Genomic DNA, 17,961 nt, shown 5'->3' on the forward strand with positions numbered 1-17,961 from the left:
ACAAAAGTAGCATTTGGCCCTAAAACTATTAAATGATAACGTAATAGTGAAAAACCGACTTTATTACTAGATTAGATGACAAAAGAAGGTGGATTTTACAATTCTATAAATTTCCAAAAATAAACTCTACCAATTTTCTTTAATTGTGGTTATAATGTAAAAGTGTGGTAATCGTACTGTTACATAGTAAAAAGATGAACACATATTTAACAAAAATGAGAAATTTGTGAAAAAATAGTTGAAAAAATTGTTAGTTTTGGTAAAATAGAAACCAAGATTGTCTAATCTCTTAATCCATAATATTATTTGATTTCCAAATATTTCTATGATAGATTAAGAGTGGTTCAATTATTCTGTTTATTTCGATGTTTAATCATCGATAATATTAAATTTTTTTTTCAAAACGGGGAGGATTTTATTACATGGCTTACCAACCAAAGTCTTATCGTAAATTCGTTGCTACGGCAGCAACAGCTACTTTAGTAGCAGGAGCAATTGCTCCAATAGCATCTGCAGCATTCTCAGATGTATCAGATAAATATAAAGATGCAGTAGATTTCTTAGTTTCAAAAGGAGCAAACGGTATCACTGAAACATCATTCGGTGTAAACGAAGAGATTACTCGTGTTGATGCAGCTGTTCTAATTGTAAAAGTACTAGGTCTTGACATCGAAGCTGCACCAGCTTCTGGTTTCACTGATGTACCTGCACGTGCAGCTAAATACGTAAATGCTCTTAAAGCAGCTGGAATTACTAACGGTAAAACAGCTACTTCATTTGATGCAAGCAGCAAAATCACTCGTGGTGAATTAGCTGTATGGATCCAAAAAGGATTCGATCTTAAAGGTGATGGATCTGTAAACTTCACAGATGTTAGCGACCGTTACAAAGAAGCAGTTTCTGCTCTAGTAGCTAACAAAATCACTAACGGAACTGCAGCAGACAAATTCGGTACAACTCAAACTGCAAAACGCGGTGACTATGCAATCTTCTTATACAAAGCTGCAAACGACGTTACACCTGTTGCACCTGAAGTTAAAAGTGTAAGTGCGATTAACCATAAAGAGTTAAAATTAACTGGTGCTGCTTTAGATGTATTAAAAGCAGAGAACTTCAGTGTAGAAGGAAATAAAGTAGCTAATTATGAAGTTAGCGAAGATAAAACATCTGCTACAGTGACTTTCGAAAAATCATTTGAAAATGATAAAGAAGCTGTATTAAAGGTTACAGAAAAAGTTGAAGGTCAAGAAGATAAAGTAACTGAATTCAAGTTTACTTACTCTTTAAATGTAGCTTCAGTTGCAGTTAAAGATGTACGCATTGACGGAGCGAAAGACAAGCAATTCCTTTCATTTAATATTAATAATGAAAGCATTGCTGCTAACGTAGAACAGTTAAAAGCATCTGGCTATACAGTAGAATTCCAAACAACACAAGAAGTGCTTGTTGATGCTTCTACTGGTGAAATTGATGAATCTAAGGTAGCCCCTGCTGATAAGTTTGCATACAAAGTTGTGTTAACTAAAGGTGAAACTACAATCGAGTCTGAGCTTAAAGAAGTTAAAGTATTAGATTTTGATACTCATGTATCAAATATTGGTGAAACTAAGCTTAGTCAAGGTGATGTTAAAGTTACTAGCGGTAAAGTTTCTGTACAAGACGGAATAGTTGCTTTAGAAGTTAGCAAAGTTTCGGCTTTAAGTGGCGCAACAGTTGCTTCACCAACACTAACTTATAAATCTTCTAACCCTGCTGTAGCAACTATCGATGGAAGTGGAAACATCACTCCAATTAAGCCGGGATCAGTTGTATTCACAGTAACTTCTGATGATGCAAAAGTTGAAGTACCAGTGACAGTTGTATCTGGAGCTCGTGTAGCTACTACAGTTGCAACTAGCACAAACACTGTTAAATTATTCAATGGAAACACTGATAAAGTTGCTACAACTGTAACTGACCAATACGGTGATGAGTTTGAAGGCGATGTAGTAGTAACTTCTAAAAATACTGAAGTAACAAATGCAACTCCACAAACTGTTACTGTTGTAGATGGTAAAGTTGAATTTGACGTAGTACCAGTTGCAAGTGCAAAAGGTAGCACAACTCTTGAAATCAAGAACGCTGACTCTACAAAATTATTGAAAACTGTATCTGTACAAGTTTCAGATGACAGCACAGTTGCTAGCCGTAAAGTAGAGGTTGCAAATCCTGCTGCGGACTTTAAACTAGATGTAGTACACGGGTCTGATGATACTTCTGTAGATATTCTTTGGAACACTTACAATAAAGATGGTTTCAAAATTGGTTCTCAAGATCTTTCAACTTACACTGTAACTTCTTCTAACACAGCGGTTGCTACTGCTGATATTGGTTTAGATGACAAAACAGTTACTGTTACAGGTAAAAAAGCAGGTACTACAACTATCTCAATTAAAGAAGGTACAGTAACAAGAGCATCTGTTACAATTACTGTAGTAAACTCAACTCCAACTATCACTAATGTGAAATTTGAAGAGTTGAAAGACATTACAGCTGTTGGGGCATTAGCTGATGCTGTAGCATTAAAACCTGAAAAAATTACTTTAAGTGACAGCACTTATAAAGCTCAATTAGATACAAATGGTGATATTTACGTTGACCTTGATGAAAATGGCACAAAAGATCCTGAAGAAGTATTAGCTACTTTAGCAGTTAAATATTCTGGTACTTCATCAGATTGGACTACAGCTCCTGCTATTGCATCTGGTAGTGTTACTGGAACAGTTGCAGCAAGCGCTGAAGGAACTCTTGTAGTTTACGTGACAGCTACTGGAGAAGTTGTACCATTAGCAACAACTACAATTAACGTAAAAACAAACTAAGAATAGTTTAAAAGAGCCTAATAGAATACTATTAGGTTCTTTTAACATTTTAGCAAAGTAACTTATTTGATTGAACGGTTAGGTGTCAGTTACTACCTAAAGATTTCGCTTCTATCCTAAATGTTGGGTAGCAATACAATTTACAGTCAAAGATATTTGGATGCTAGGAAAAATCGAGGAATTTGGAAAAAAGAAGTAATATGCAGAAAGGCTTAAGGTTGATTGAAAGTGGAAAGATATATACCTTTAATAAAGTTAATAGCATTTTACTACTTCGGTATGTTCTTTATTAATTACTCGTTAACAAGTTGGTTTGCTCCACTCATACATAAGGATTCATCTTACTTGCAAGAGATACAATATCCAGAATTAATAACGATGAGTATTGCATTTGGATTGATAATTCCTACTACAGTCTTTGTATTAATGCATTATAATAAAAAAATTAACGATTATTTTAATGCTGTAATTATTGGTCTTGTAGCAACATGTATTCTAAGCCTCTTCTCATTTCTACTTTTGAACACCTTCTCCGAACTATTTATAATGTTTTTTTCTAAACCTAAGCTAATTTATTCTATCCAGTATATTCCCACAAGCATTGTATTTGTTGTAACGGTGAAGGACTTCTTAAATAGAATCAACTTAAATAAAGCTGATGACATTATATGCAAAATCGCAATCTCTTTATTTATTTGTTATATATTAATGCTAATATTTGATGAGAACGGAAATATCCTTAATAAGCTTAGTATGAGTTTCACATATGTTTCTATGGGAGCAATTTTACTCACTAAAATGAGGTCATAAAAGGAGTGATGAAACCATCCAATTTGTTTACTTATTAGAAGGTATTCCCCCTATTGGGGATTATTTACTAAAATAATAAACTAACGGGTTTAGTTCAAGAAGGGTTGCTACGCAATCCTTTTTTTTTTCGACTAACGTACAGATTTGGGGTAGCTGCTATAAAAATCTATCTAACTGTAATTGCCATTATATTATGGGCTCTATTTGTTTCGGCGCTAACCAAGTAATAACATCCCTTTTAACAAACGGGGGCTTTGGACTTTACATATTCAGCAATTGGGCGCTCTCCTTGAAAAAGGGTAACGCTCTTTTACATATAAGATCCATTTTGTGGAATAAATCTTATTATGTCAATGGATTCAGCTTTAAAGAAGTAATTCAAATAAATTTCACAATCAAGGAAATTACAGTAAGTTAATATATGATGAGATTATTAAAATATAATTGAAAGATTTAAAATTATTGTCGAAATAACAAAGGGTGCGCCATATAGTCTTATTTTAGATTGTTGCAATAGTAACTAAAAAAGAGTTTGGGGGAGAAATGGATGGAGTTGGTTTATGCATGGATGGAAAAATTTAGAAACTATAAAGACGTTGAACTACATTTTAGTGAAAAATTTATAATAAAATTCGATAAATCCAATAAAAGCATTAAAATAACACCAAACAAAACTCATATCACAATTTATCCGGAGTATATAACCAATATTAATGCTATAGTAGGTAAAAACGGCGTGGGTAAAACAAATTTATTAGATGTATTAGGACTAAGAACTAACGATAGGAATAAAAATAACGCTGAATTTGAAGTAAAATACAAAAAAAAGAAAGGCCCCTTTCGAATACCAGGTGATGTTGAAGCTGAAATTAAACATTCAATTTATTTTTTCATCTACTATATGGGCAAAGATGATAATGATCAAGATTTATTTTGCTTTGAGGGCAATGATATTGATAGTTTTCAAAGCATTATAAAATTTGAATCTGGATTAGATATTGCCTATTGGAGGAGTAAATATTGGTTTGCATTAATATGCAATTATAGAGAGGAAATGTTAATACATAGATATGATTTAAATGATAGGCTGGGAGAATATAGAACAGAAGGTATGAGATATTATGGAGATAACAAAAGGGAACAGGATAAACTTGTCATAATATCACTCCGTGAAAATCTCAACGATAAATATTATGATTATAGTTCTACTAAACCAGAAGATGATTACAGAATTTCTGTTCCAAGAAGAAATGCATACTTTCAATCAAAATTATTAGCTATGAAGGTACAAATGCTATATAAACAATTGCAAAAACCTAAAAGGCTTATGTTTCAAAATGATAAATATACCCTGAAAATCAGTTATAACAGTTATTTTTTAACTGATGGTATCAATGATGAAAACAAACTGGTGATGCAATTTTCATATAATGAACTTAATGGAAGAGAAAAGGAAGTATGTAAAGTTCTCGAATCCTTTGTACAGTACTTTTTTAGTTCTATTAATAATATTGAAAATAGTGAGATAAAGGTGAACAAAGAAGAACTATTACCTGAAATTAATGTAAAAAGAAAGTCTTTGAAAGGTTATAAGGATTATTATTTTAATATTATAAAAAGAATATCTGATAGTTACATTAAAGATGAGGACGGCACTCAGCATGTTTTAAAATGCTATACGGCTTTAGCTGACGAATTGTCCATGAACAAAAGTTTTAAATTTCACAAGGATTATATAAGTATAGATATTACAAAACAAGTAAGTATGAATAAACTTTTACGAGTTATTGACGTAACTGTTGACGAAAAAGCAAAGAGTGAAATTAATGAAATGTTTACTGTGTTTGGTGGTTTCTTTGATAATTCAATTGAGAATCTAAGTGACGGTGAAACTGCATATTTAGGATTTTTTGCTTCACTTTATGAGCAGGTTTCTCTACTTACACCTACTAAAGAAAAATATATTATTTTATTAGATGAACCAGAGGAAAGAATGCATCCTGAACTAACAAGAAATTTTATAAATGAGTTGGTACTCTTTTTAAAGGATTTAAGTGAGGATAAAAAGAAATTTCAAGTTATTATTTCAACACATTCTCCATTTATTTTATCTGACATTCAATCTAACAGTATTATCTATTTAGAAAAGGATAGCACTGGTTATTGTAAGCCAGTAAAAAGACTACTTAATACTTTCGGGGCCAATATCCACACTCTTCTAAAAGATGGATTCTTTATGTCTTCTACAATGGGAGAGTTTGCAACTAATAAAATAAAAGAAGTTATTTCATCAATTAATGATAGCAAAATTGAAGATGTGACTGAGGAACAAAAAAATGAGTGGTTATATATTATTAATTCTATCGGTGAGCCATTGATACAAAACAGAATTATGAAAATGTTTAACGATAAATTTCTATTAAACTATACTGATTTATATAATGAAAATTTAAAACTGAAAGGGAAGCTAAAAAAATATGAAGAACCAAGAAGGATTTCAGACACATTTGAAGTTTTAATGAAACAAATAGAAAAACTCCAAATACATGTAAATGAATTAGAGGAAAAACAGAATGATAAAGATTGAAATTGATGACAATATTAAGGAATTAATTCAAACAGAACATTTTAAAGATAATAGAAAAAGTATTAAATCCATTATTGAAGATGTAAATGGAATATCAAAATATAAAAATTTACAAGACTACTTTTCTGATGAATCCGGAAGCATCGATGAAAAGAAACTTAAAAAGTTAATTATTGGAAACAAAAGTGATTTAATTGAAATTATTAAAACTATTGGTGAAATCCCATTGGAAAAAAAGGATCGATTTGATAAATTATATACAAATTTCACCAATAGAATTTGGTCAAAATCACTTCTGGAAAAATTAAATGTTAGAGTTTGTCCATACTGTAACAGGCAGTATACATTTACTTTAGCAAACGAAGGGATTCGACCTCAATTTGACCATTTTTTTCCCAAGAGTCGTTTTTCTTATTTGTCGGTTTCTTTGTATAATTTGATACCTAGTTGCAGTATTTGTAATTCTAAAAAGCATGATTTAAATACTTACGAACATGATTTGTATTATCCTTATGAGGATGAATTCGGGAGTGATGTAGTTTTCCAAACAAGTCCTATTAATAATGATTTTTTATACTGGACAGGGGCAAGTAACAGTTTTGATATAAAGGTGATATGTAAAGATGAAAAGCAAAAATGTAAGGTTGAAAATCAAAATCAATACTTGAAAATTGAGTTATTATATAAAGAGCATAAAGATTATGTTAGGGATATTATTCGGAATGCAGTTATATATAATGATAGTAGAATTGATGAATTGTTAGAGGAGTTCCCTGATTTGTTTCAGTCAAAAAGTGAAGTGATTAATTCAATATTTATGAGTAATATTGAAAAGGGAAGTTGGGATAAGCGGCCTCTATCGAAGTTAACACATGACATATATGAAGAGTTTAAAATAATTTCTAGTAAATAATAATGTTATATGAATAACATGTAAAAAGATGATTAAATCAAATCTTTACTGATTCAAGTAACTGTGGTCTTCCCCTAACAAGGTTTAAGTAATAATATTCTACAAATGACCGCATTTCTTCAAAAAAATATTAGTAAATATCTTCCATAATCGGGCGCGATTGTTGAACAAGAAGTAAAGGGGGGATACATATTAGTCATGTATAATATGTTTCACTCTTTTTTTTTGACTTTTTAGGAAATATATCTTGATAAAGTTTAAAACTACATTTGGAGTTATCTCATTCAATTGAGGTAGCTGTCTACTTCAAAAATTCAATCCACGGTTAAATCATCCTATTTTTATAGGATGATTCGTTTATTTTTGAGGGTGGTAGATTCATTTTAGACAAAAGGAAAGGGCATATACGATGAGAATAAAAGAATCAAAAAAGAAAGGCATGCCAAATAAGCCTTTCTATTAAGGTTTTTAAAAAATAGATAGTGAGGTGTTAAGCTACTTTTTTGTAAGTATGATAAAGGCCGTTTAAGACAGGTGTCGCATCCAATTATGTTTTCTCTACTGATGTCGGAATATACACCGGTGAAGCAATGGGTGTCTTACCATTGATTCCTTGATGCGTTCGGTCGGTGTTGTAGTAGTCGTGGATGTATTCGTGAAACAGGTTTTTGGTTTCACAGAAAATGGTTACCAACTAGATATAGAAGGCATTAAAGAAGTTGATGTATATATCCTCAATTTGAATATTGTTATTGAATATGACAGTCTCTATTATCATGAAAACCGTGAAAAAATAGATAGTTCTAAAACAGAGTCATTAGTTGAACACGGTTATAAAGTAATTCGACTGCGAGAGCAAGGATTGCCTCTTATTAAAGGTTCAATAAATATTACCTTTAAACTGGGTTCAAATTCATATTTAGAAAGGCAAACAATTCTTTCACTTTTAAGTTTATACATAAAGAATTATCTCTTTCCGAAAATACATATAAGAAAATATTGAACTTGGATATAGATACTTATCGCGATCAATTAAATATAGTAAAACAGGTACCGCCTGTAAAACGAAGTCAAACTCCTTTTAAGAGATTTAGATCCTTATGCTAAATTTTAAAGGAGATTGTGATATTATGTACTTAAAGTAAAGAAGCAGGTTTGTTGAATAGGAATGAGTTGCTGCGGCAGCTCTTTTTTATTTTTGGTTTAAACTAACACCCAATAATCCCCAATAAAGTTAAGGGTTCTTACGAAGCTATATAAATAGGATCAAGTAAATTAACATCCAACTGTAGATTTATAGAGCTTGATCAACTTTGTAAGTTTTAAATGGAGGAGTTAGTATGAAGGAATTTATAGTTTGTTATACCTTAGAGGATGTTATTAAACGAGAAAGAATAATGAAAAAGGCAGATATTAGTAAGGAACAAGTTATACAAGAAATAGTAGAAAAGATTGAACAGCGCAAATACTTTCTTACGAAAGGTGAGCATGGGGATTATTGGATCAATCGTTCTTCAATCCATTATATAGGAGTTCATGAAAAAGATGACCCGAAATTTAATCACATTAAACTATAATATCGACACAGGCTTTTTAACTTATATTAACTTTAATTATCTTTATATGGGAGAGAATATGAATGTCTGAAGAAGCGTATCAATCTCGTGAGGAACGAAAAAAAGCGGAAAAAACAAACCAAAATAAACAAAGAAGTATTGGTATACTGAAAAAAGGATCGTTGTTTAAAAAAATGGTCATTGTCTGTTTGGTACTCGGTCTTGTTTCAACAGGAGCAGGAGCCATTACGTTCGCTTCAATGATTATGGGTACACCTACCTTAGATTCTTCTAAGCTAGTGGACCCGCTTTCTACTAAATTTTATGATAAAGACGGAAACTTCCTTTATGAATACGGGAGGGAAAAACGGACAAAAATTACGTACAATCAAGTGCCAAAAGTGTTGGAACATGCCTTTATTGCCACCGAGGATTCCCATTTTTACGAACATTTTGGGATCGACCTCAAACGGACAGCCAAGGCGATTTTCGTGAACGTAACCGGGGATTTCGGATCTCAGGGAGGTAGTACGATTACTCAGCAAGTCATTAAAAATTCTTTTCTGTCTCCAGAGAAAACACTGAAACGTAAAGTGCAAGAATGGGACTTAGCGTATCAGTTGGAAAAAAAGTATTCCAAGCAGGACATTTTAATGATGTATTTAAACAAAATCTACCTTGGAAACCGCTCTTACGGAGTGGCTGCCGCAGCTAAGAATTATTACGGTATTGAGTCCGATGATTTGAAAAAAATGACGCTTGCGCAGGCGGCGATGATAGCCGGACTGACACAGAGTCCGAACAATTATGATCCAACTATACCGGAAAACAAAGAAGCAGCCACGAAGCGCCGTCACATCGTATTAAGCTCGATGCATCGAGATGGCTATATCACGGAAAAACAAATGAAGGAAGCAGAAAAAGTTCCTGTAACAGAAGGTCTCGTACAAAAAAATACGCAACAGAGCATGCGATATGAAGCATTTTTGGATGCTGCTGTAAAAGAAGTAAAGGGAAAATTGAAGGATGTTGACATCAACACGGACGGATTATCTATTTATACTACATTGGATCCAAAAGCTCAGGATTATGCTGACAGAATGCTGAGCACAGATGAAATTATTGCTTATCCAAATCCAAATTTTCAAGGAGCCTTTGTCTTTTTAGATACAAAATCGGGTGAAGTTAGGGCGATTGGAAGCGGGAGAAACGAATTTAAAGCAGGATTTCTAGGACACAACTTTGCAATCGAGATGAAACGTCAACCTGGCTCCATATTTAAGCCTATTTTTGATTATGGACCTGCGATTGAACATTTAAAATGGTCCACTGGTCATTTAATCCATGACCAGAAGACATCGTATTCAACTGGTCAACCTATTTCTAACTGGGACCGTAAATACCACGGAATCATACCTATACGGACAGCATTACAATACTCTTACAATATTCCTGCTTTACTCACAATGAGAGAGGTAGGGATGGAAAAGGCAAAGAATTTTGCAGAGCAACTCGGCATTACTTTTAAGAATAATCAGGTATATGAATCATACTCAATCGGAAGCAATACCGTTAATCCTTTGGATATGGCTGGAGCTTTTAGTGCTTTTGGAAATGGAGGGGTATACACTCAACCACATTTTGTCCAAAAAGTTATTTTCCCTGATGACAAAGAGGTTAGCTTTGCCCAGGAATCAAAACGAGTGATGCAGGATTACACTGCCTATATGGTAACTGATATGTTACGCACAGTCGTAAATGCTGGGACAGGAACAACTGCAAATGTTTCTGGACTGGATGTTGCCGGGAAAACAGGTACAACCAATTTTGACGAAAAAACTCGAGCTAAATATGGATACCCAAGCACAGCTACAAATGATAGCTGGTTTGCAGGGTATACACCACAATACACCATGGCTGTTTGGACGGGTTACACTCAAAACGGACAGGGTAACTATATGAGTGGAAATACGACGAAAATCTCACAGTTAATGTTTAAAGCAATGATGGAAGCTTTCGGAACGGACACAGCAAATTTTCAGCAACCAGAAAGTGTCTACAGAGTGAATAATGAACTTTATATAAAAGGAATTGATTCTGCAGAAGTTCCGCCTAAGCCCGACAAAGTAATAATTCATCCTAATAATGGCGGAAATAAAGAAGGAAAGAAACTCAAAAAAGAAGAAAAGAAATTGAAAAAAGAGGAAGAGAAGAGTCAAAAAAAGGAAGACAAATTGAAGAAAGAGGAAAAGAAGAGTCGAAAAAAGGAAGAGAAATTGAAAAAAGAGGAAGAGAAGCGTCTAAAAAAGGAAGAGGAAAAGAAACAAAAGCATGATTAGATAGATATTTTTTTCTTACTATTGTTCCATTTCAATAATAGACCTTATAATACGAAAAGGCACGATTGTGGCATAGATATTAGATTTTTAAACGCCTTTATTGTTACATTCATGGGTTCTTATTTAGTAATTGTGAAAAAACTAAACAACTTTATTTTTACACCGTCCACGTTTGCGGACGGTGTAATGCGTTTTTTCAGCTTCAAAATTAAACAACTTTATTATCATTAAACAGGTTAACCCTGCATCACATTCTTTAGGATATGACTTGATTTTTATTAATTAGGACCTTATGTATTTTAAATCAAATGAACAGTTAAGGCTTTCTTGTATTTCGTTTCGTTGTAGCGTTTCTCAGACATCATCTAAGTGATTTTTGAATGGTTTTGTAGAGAAAAAGTTATGTTTTAACTTTCGAATAGGTTTTCACTTAGCTTTTATGATTGCTAATTTAAGATATTGTAATTGATTACGAGCCTAGTACATCTTTTGGGGCGCCTTAAAGGGTCTGCTCATAGACTGTAAGGCAGCAGAGAACGCTACCTAACATTCTATACCGCTTTGAATGTTCTGGAATTCTTTTCTTTGTCGGGATAAATGGTGAATTATCTATTGATTAATAGCTGATATTTTCTTAGAATAGACATATGCACCATAATATTCCAGATGGAGGTAATAGAATGAATAGTATTGCTAAGGATATCCAAGCTGAGAAAAAAAGTTATGATTTTGAAAAAATTGCTGAAAGTCAAGATTTTAAAAGCTTGATGGAATCAAAGAAAAAGTTTCTCATACCAATAACTGTATTCTTCCTAGTATTCTATTTTATGTTACCAATTCTTACTTCCTTTACGACAATTCTAAACAGACCTGCTATTGGTTCAATTACATGGACATGGGTTTATGCATTTGCACAATTTGTTATGACTTGGATACTTTGCATAATCTATGTCAAAAAAGCAGGTAAGTTCGACCACCTTGCCGAACAAATCATTGAAAATGAAGAGAATCATGGGGAAAAATTATGAGTACAACTGCCTTGGTATTATTTATTCTTATCGTTGGAATGACTCTTGTTATCACCTATTGGGCTGCAAAACGAACGAAAACAACGAGTGAGTTTTATACAGCGGGTGGTGGCTTAACAGGATGGCAAAATGGACTTGCAATTGCAGGTGATTACTTATCAGCTGCCTCATTTTTAGGGATTGCAGGTGCAATTGCTCTTTTTGGTTTTGATGGATTTTTCTACTCAATTGGTTATTTAGTTGCCTATCTTGTTGTGCTTTATATTGTCGCAGAGCCGTTAAGAAATCTAGGGAAATATACAATTGCTGATATGATTAATGCTAGATTTGAGCAAAAGAAAGTTCGGGCAGTTGCTGCGCTCAGTACGATTACGATTGTTATTTTTTATATGATTGCTCAACTAGTTGGAGCTGGAGCGCTTATTCAGCTTTTACTAGGAATTGATTATTGGTTGGCGGTTTTACTTGTTGGTGTAATGATGACAATTTACGTATTATTTGGTGGAATGACTGCGACTAGCTGGGTACAAATTATTAAAGCTGTGCTTCTGATGGTAGGTACTGTTGTCATTTCGTTTTTAGTGTTAGCTAAGTTCGATTTTAATATTTTAAAGATGTTTAATGATATGAAAGCGCTAACGCCGCTAGGAGAGGAATATTTAAATCCAGGTGTAAAATATACCAATGGAATTGATACGTTGTCAATGATGGCAGCACTTGTCCTGGGAACCGCTGGCTTACCGCATATTTTAATGCGATTCTTCACGGTGAAAGATGCTAAGACCGCAAGAAGCTCTGTTGTCACAGCAACATGGGTAGTCGGGATATTCTATATTTTAACGATTTTCCTTGGCTTTGGAGCAGCAGCATTTGTTGGTTCACAAGACATTATCAGCGCCAATGCTGCCGGTAATATGGCTGCCCCACTTCTAGCTCAAGCACTTGGCGGAGATTTTCTGATGTCATTTGTTTCTGCTGTTGCTTTTGCAACGATTCTAGCTGTAGTGGCCGGACTTGTTTTATCAGGAGCATCTGCTTTTGCTCATGATATTTACGGGCAAATTATTAAAAAGGGAAAGATTTCGGAAAAAGAGCAAATGGTTGCTGCTCGTTATGCATCAATTGGAGTAGCTATTTTTTCTATTATTCTCGCTCTTTTTGCACAGACTTTAAACGTTGCATTTCTTGTTTCTATCGCTTTCTGTGTTGCAGCAAGTGCAAACTTACCTGTTATAATTTATACGATATACTGGAAAAAGTTTAATACGGCAGGAGCGATTACCGGGATATTGTCAGGTTTGATTACTGCGTTAGTGCTTGTAGCGATAAGTCCAAGTGTGTTGAATCCTGAGCCTGGTGTTGCGATTCTTGTAGGAAACCCAATCTTTCCGCTTACAAATCCAGCGATTATCTCCATTCCAGCAGGCTTCCTCGGTGCTTTTATTGGAACAGTTGTGTCAAATAAACGAGATGAGAAGAAGTATGCAGAAGTCATGGTGAGGGCGAATACTGGAGTGAAATAGTTGGGTATATATGTGAATATTATTTCTTAGTGATATTAAAAAATTTAGGTGAATAAAAGTTAAAAGCCGATACTATTTTTAGATAGGTATCGGCTTTTGGCATTGAATGAAATCGATCATGATTTACAAAAGTCAGTATACTTCTAGGTTAGGCGGGTGCACTCTCAACCACCTTTTTGATATCCGCTTAGCTCAAGAGAATAGTACATAAAAGCATTATTTGAAAGTTTCTCCTAAATTTCGTCTACTCAGAAAAATATTGAAATTGTAAAATGATAAAACTATTTCTATGGCATCTGGCTCCGGTCTAAATGGCTCGATAACCACGTTATATAAAGAAAGGAAAAGCGCCATTCTTAACATTCCGTAGGTTCCTGTGTCCATTTGCCTAACGGCCGATCCGTACCACTCTGAAGATCAAAATCACTGGAAACTTCCTACTTCGCATCGCTCTTAAGATTAAAGAACGCTCGGACCAAAGGGGTTATCCTTCTTTGTTCTTCTAATTGTAATCGGCCAGAGCATGGACAGTCCTTAAAAGATGCTTTGGTGGATGAACATCGGATAAAACAACCCATACTCGATGAACAAGAATTAGAAGCTATAGGACGAACCATTAGTGAAGCTATGGAATTTAATACACCTGTTACATTTAATCTTTTTAATAATAGTTTCGTACAACAACTAACTGGAACTACTCGTTACATAAATAATTTAAATAGCCAAATTATATAGATGTTGATGGTAACATCCATCACATACTTTTTAAAAATATCATTAGCGTGCAAGAAGCATAGATGTGGATTTAAAATAAAGTCACGATGTTTATAAAAAAGATGCGATGTTTGCAAAAAAAGTTACGATGCTTTGCCTCTTTAGATGTTATCTAAAGGGTTGTTCCGCAATCGGGCCATTTTCTTGAATATGAAGGGATCCTATTTTTTGAATTTTCGGTTTGTTCCCCAATGAAAATATGACATAAGACCTAATATTCAGTATAATTGTGGTAGAAATTAAAAAACATTTGAAAAAAATAGGAGATTAACATATGATGATTGACTATCTTTCAAAACCTACTAGTACACAGATATTAAATCAAAATTCTGTACTTGCTGCTTTAGAAACATCATTAGCAATGATTGAATTTGATCCTTATGGAAAGGTACTTTGGGCAAATCATAATTTTGCACAGGTGATGGGCTATAGAGCCGAAGAACTGCCTAATAAATATCATCGTCAATTCTGCACTTATGAATTCGTACAAAGTTTAGAGTATAATACTTTCTGGGAAAATCTCCGAACTGGAAAAACTTTTCAACAAAAAATTCAAAGAGTAACGAAACAAGGAAAGAGGATATGGCTTGAAGCAACATATACACCCGTTTTTGATGAAAGTGGAGTAATTCAAGCAGTAATAAAAGTGGCTACCGATATTACGGCTCGTGAAGATGGAATAGATAAGGTTACACGCGATTTACAACAAATGGCAGAGGGTTTAAAAGAACGTGCGGAGAAAGGAATTAGCCGTAGTCATGAGGTTGCATCTACAATAATAAAAATTGTTGAACAAACTAACAAAAACATGGAAGTTTTACAAACGCTTAAAACTCAAACTGAAGCCATTCGTGGTATAGTGAAAACCATCGATGATATTGCCTCGCAAACTAATTTATTAGCTCTGAATGCGGCAATTCAAGCAGCCCACGCTGGTGAGCATGGACGTGCCTTTAACGTTGTTGCAGGAGAAGTTCGAAAGTTAGCCAATCAAGCTAAGGTAGCAACTCAAGAGGTACAATCTAATGTGAAAAATATAAATGAACAAGTACAAAATATTAGTTTAGGAACAGAACGTTCAGAAAAATCGATTTCTGAAAGCCAGAATCGTATTGAACAAGCAGTACGTGAATTTATTGAGATTGGTGAATCAGCCCGTCAGCTTGATATACAAGCAAAATCTTTAGTGGATCAGCTACAAGGATAATGTTAGCCAAGGTTAGAATCATTAAAGTTACTTTTTACTTCAAATACTCGGCATGTTAAATTAGTGTCGCAATTGAGCACAATTCCAAAATGAGTATAATTCTTATTTTTTCCAGTAGAGTTCTTCCGCAATCGGGCCCTTTTATGTAATAAGGATTATCGTCCTTATTACATAAAAGGGCCTATTAATTGAACACAACTCTTAAAGTAAACAAAGTATACATGTTAGAATTTAAGTGGAATCTTGAAGAAATGTTCTTAAACATTGAACCAGATTAGTTGAAGAAAGAAAAAAATTTTATAAATAAATGGGAATGGAAAAGGAAAAATGAATGGATAAGATAAAACTCTATTTAAAATATCGGAAAAAATCATATTTTTTAAAAGCGATACTTTTTATTTCACTTTTTATTATTGTTATCTTAATATTTGGACCTCCAAAGTATTATGTTGTGCCTATTTTATCAATGATAACAGTTTTCGGTATTTCAGAATTTAGAGAATATAAATGGTGGAAAAAAGTAAAGTATTGATTATGTAACTTAATTAAATTGATTAATAGAAATTAATCGTTATTCAATAAAACCAGCTAATAGTTTGTCAATATTTTTCAATAAAAACTTAAAATATTTCATGAAGCCTTTCAAGATTTTTAAACGGTTAATCCATTGTATTAATCTAGCAAAACCATCTTCATTATTTTCAAAAGTTAAAGGGTCACCTATAACAATTCCACGGAAGTTAACAGCACGAGCAACGTGAAACTGTTGTGCTATATCAATTCCGACAATAAGATGTCTGATCGGAATTCTTTCTATTAGTTGATTTAGTTTGTCTTGCATTTTAAACTTCATAGTAGAGTTCCTCCTAAAGATTTTGAGTTAGAGTGGTGTCTATACTCATATCTTGCTGAGGAGCTCTATTTTTTAACGGCAATAATATTAAACAATCTTCATTTAGGAGTATAAATACAAATATTTGCACTTGATAGGAGAATGTTAAAATATATAAATAAATTAAGAAAAACGACGAAATTACGAGAAAAAGATATATAATGTTCGCTTACATTGTCGTTGTTTTCGTTTTCATCAGCTTTGTAAAAAGGTATCCAATGTTGAATAATAAAGACATAACATATTGGAAGGGGATATCTTAAATGAAAAAATTTATAAAGTTAGTAGTTGAAGCAGCAGAATTACACGGAAAAGCTCAACCAGAATACGCTTATTTTATGAAGAATATAAAAGGACAAAATAAGGATGGTTATAATGAATTTATCTTGTCAATTTAATCAAAGTGATCCAGCAACCGATTCTCAAGTGTGAAAAGAGAATCGGTTTTTTTATTTCTTTTAAAGGCAACAATTAAGATCAATGAGTTTAAAGATTAGGTATTATTACCTTAGAAAACAATTTTGGTGAATTTAACCCCTTAATATATAAGGTTTGTACGATATCCCATTAGTCTTTATCAAACCTTTTCTACCTTAAACATCCCTGGAAGTAAGGTTATCGGCGAGTTAGTAACATTGGAAGAAGCTAAGATCGTGTTCAGAGAAATTATTGAAGACTACTTAGAATAGGATAAATATTATATTGAACTAACTGGTGCTTTAACCGATCACAGATTTATTTTAGGCACCATAATAATAAAACGTATGATATAGAACTGCAGCAAGAGCTGCGAATTCCTGAGTTGTTGCTTTTATAATAATGGTATCAGATTCCAAAGAAATATCGTACTTAATGGGCATTGAAACAGTAGCAACCTGTTGATTGTCATATTTTAAGTAACCGGAACTTGTATAGTCCTTTTCAAAATAATATTCGTGGCTATCAAGTCTAAACGAGTACGCCTTTTCAATTAATTGAACTCTATGGGGGACAATCTGCACTATTTGTGAGGATGAATGTTCGATCAATTTATAGCGAATTCCAGGGAATACACAGTCTATAGTATAAAGAGGTTTTGTATACTCATTTGCAATTTTATAACAATAAGGTATGCCATAGCGTAATGACCCATTAACGATACGGGCAAGGAATCTATGTTGCTGTTTTCGCATTTCGAAAACAGTTTTACTATGTTCATTTATTATCGGCATTATTGTTGAAATATGTACATTACCCCTAGGTACTTGATAAGTAAAACGTTCCATAGTGTTCCTCCAAATCATTCAATTCATCATTTATCATAATATAACAAATATGTATTATTGAAAGCTATTTGTATTGGTACCTTTTTCTTCCTCAATCGGGCGCGTTTATTTAGGAACGCGCCTTTTTGTTTTAGGGCCATATTGATGAGGAACGCATTCTCGTATTCATATATAATAATTGTGGCTGTAATGGAACACTTAAATAA

Annotated in this window: 11 protein-coding genes and 3 pseudogenes; 12 read left to right on the forward strand and 2 right to left on the reverse strand. The window is 33.3% G+C overall.

Features of this window, described 5'->3' with window-relative positions:
* Positions 1-422: 422 nt before the first annotated feature.
* The 11 genes and pseudogenes from V179_RS0122615 to V179_RS32560 form a co-directional block, all read left to right on the forward strand.
* Positions 423-2,861, forward strand: coding sequence for an S-layer homology domain-containing protein (locus tag V179_RS0122615; protein WP_028393487.1), 2,439 nt, complete (start codon positions 423-425; stop codon positions 2,859-2,861).
* Between the two features lie 1,357 nt (positions 2,862-4,218).
* Positions 4,219-6,258: an AAA family ATPase gene (locus V179_RS0122625; protein ID WP_028393489.1), complete on the forward strand. Its 2,040-nt coding sequence runs from the start codon at positions 4,219-4,221 to the stop codon at positions 6,256-6,258.
* Positions 6,245-7,171 carry an HNH endonuclease gene (locus V179_RS0122630; RefSeq protein ID WP_028393490.1) on the forward strand — a complete coding sequence of 309 codons (927 nt, stop codon included), beginning with the start codon at positions 6,245-6,247 and terminating at the stop codon, positions 7,169-7,171. Before V179_RS0122625 ends, V179_RS0122630 begins: the two co-directional genes overlap by 14 nt.
* 655 nt (positions 7,172-7,826) lie before the next feature.
* Entirely contained in the window at positions 7,827-8,174 is a 348-nt protein-coding gene (locus V179_RS0122635) for a DUF559 domain-containing protein (protein WP_161632357.1), read from the forward strand.
* A gap of 337 nt (positions 8,175-8,511) precedes the next feature.
* A complete protein-coding gene (locus V179_RS0122640; RefSeq protein ID WP_028393492.1) occupies positions 8,512-8,748 on the forward strand; it encodes a hypothetical protein in 237 nt (78 codons plus the stop codon).
* A gap of 62 nt (positions 8,749-8,810) precedes the next feature.
* Positions 8,811-11,066, forward strand: a complete 2,256-nt coding sequence (locus V179_RS28545) for a transglycosylase domain-containing protein (RefSeq protein ID WP_034302430.1) — start codon at positions 8,811-8,813, stop codon at positions 11,064-11,066.
* Positions 11,067-11,746: 680 nt separating this feature from the next.
* Positions 11,747-12,094, forward strand: a complete 348-nt coding sequence (locus tag V179_RS0122650; protein WP_028393493.1) for a DUF485 domain-containing protein — start codon at positions 11,747-11,749, stop codon at positions 12,092-12,094.
* On the forward strand, positions 12,091-13,617 hold the full coding sequence (locus V179_RS0122655; protein ID WP_028393494.1) for a solute symporter family protein: 1,527 nt from the start codon (positions 12,091-12,093) through the stop codon (positions 13,615-13,617). Before V179_RS0122650 ends, V179_RS0122655 begins: the two co-directional genes overlap by 4 nt.
* A gap of 486 nt (positions 13,618-14,103) precedes the next feature.
* The gene (locus V179_RS32550; RefSeq protein ID WP_407637273.1) at positions 14,104-14,352 is read left to right on the forward strand and encodes a YolD-like family protein; all 249 of its coding nucleotides are present in this window, start codon (positions 14,104-14,106) and stop codon (positions 14,350-14,352) included.
* A gap of 316 nt (positions 14,353-14,668) precedes the next feature.
* Positions 14,669-15,052 (forward strand): annotated as a pseudogene (locus V179_RS32555) (PAS domain-containing protein); the annotation flags it as partial.
* Positions 15,053-15,259: 207 nt separating this feature from the next.
* Positions 15,260-15,598, forward strand: a pseudogene (locus tag V179_RS32560) (methyl-accepting chemotaxis protein); the annotation flags it as partial.
* Between the two features lie 640 nt (positions 15,599-16,238).
* Here the strand turns inward: V179_RS32560 and V179_RS0122675 are convergent.
* Positions 16,239-16,451 (reverse strand): annotated as a pseudogene (locus tag V179_RS0122675) (IS110 family transposase); the annotation flags it as partial.
* A gap of 302 nt (positions 16,452-16,753) precedes the next feature.
* Here V179_RS0122675 and V179_RS32100 point away from each other — a divergent pair.
* Positions 16,754-16,888, forward strand: a complete 135-nt coding sequence (locus V179_RS32100; protein WP_268745215.1) for a hypothetical protein — start codon at positions 16,754-16,756, stop codon at positions 16,886-16,888.
* A 342-nt stretch (positions 16,889-17,230) separates the two neighbouring features.
* On the opposite strand, the gene V179_RS0122685 is transcribed toward V179_RS32100, so the two are convergent.
* Complete coding sequence (locus tag V179_RS0122685; RefSeq protein WP_028393498.1) at positions 17,231-17,755, reverse strand: tubby C-terminal domain-like protein; 525 nt, start codon at positions 17,753-17,755, stop codon at positions 17,231-17,233.
* Positions 17,756-17,961: the final 206 nt, after the last annotated feature.

Origin of the sequence: Bacillus cihuensis (assembly GCF_000504145.1) — a bacterium.
GTDB classification, from domain to species: Bacteria; Bacillota; Bacilli; order Bacillales; family DSM-1321; genus Peribacillus; species Peribacillus huizhouensis.

What these genes read in the sequence shown, in the direction of transcription:
- V179_RS32100 (WP_268745215.1), top strand. Translation starts at nt 16,754, where the DNA reads ATGAAAAAATTTATAAAGTTAGTAGTTGAAGCAGCAGAATTACACGGA.
- V179_RS0122615 (WP_028393487.1), top strand. Translation starts at nt 423, where the DNA reads ATGGCTTACCAACCAAAGTCTTATCGTAAATTCGTTGCTACGGCAGCA.
- V179_RS0122650 (WP_028393493.1), top strand. Translation starts at nt 11,747, where the DNA reads ATGAATAGTATTGCTAAGGATATCCAAGCTGAGAAAAAAAGTTATGAT.
- V179_RS0122655 (WP_028393494.1), top strand. Translation starts at nt 12,091, where the DNA reads ATGAGTACAACTGCCTTGGTATTATTTATTCTTATCGTTGGAATGACT.
- V179_RS0122685 (WP_028393498.1), bottom strand. Translation starts at nt 17,755, where the DNA reads ATGGAACGTTTTACTTATCAAGTACCTAGGGGTAATGTACATATTTCA.
- V179_RS28545 (WP_034302430.1), top strand. Translation starts at nt 8,811, where the DNA reads ATGTCTGAAGAAGCGTATCAATCTCGTGAGGAACGAAAAAAAGCGGAA.
- V179_RS0122625 (WP_028393489.1), top strand. Translation starts at nt 4,219, where the DNA reads ATGGAGTTGGTTTATGCATGGATGGAAAAATTTAGAAACTATAAAGAC.
- V179_RS0122630 (WP_028393490.1), top strand. Translation starts at nt 6,245, where the DNA reads ATGATAAAGATTGAAATTGATGACAATATTAAGGAATTAATTCAAACA.
- V179_RS0122640 (WP_028393492.1), top strand. Translation starts at nt 8,512, where the DNA reads ATGAAGGAATTTATAGTTTGTTATACCTTAGAGGATGTTATTAAACGA.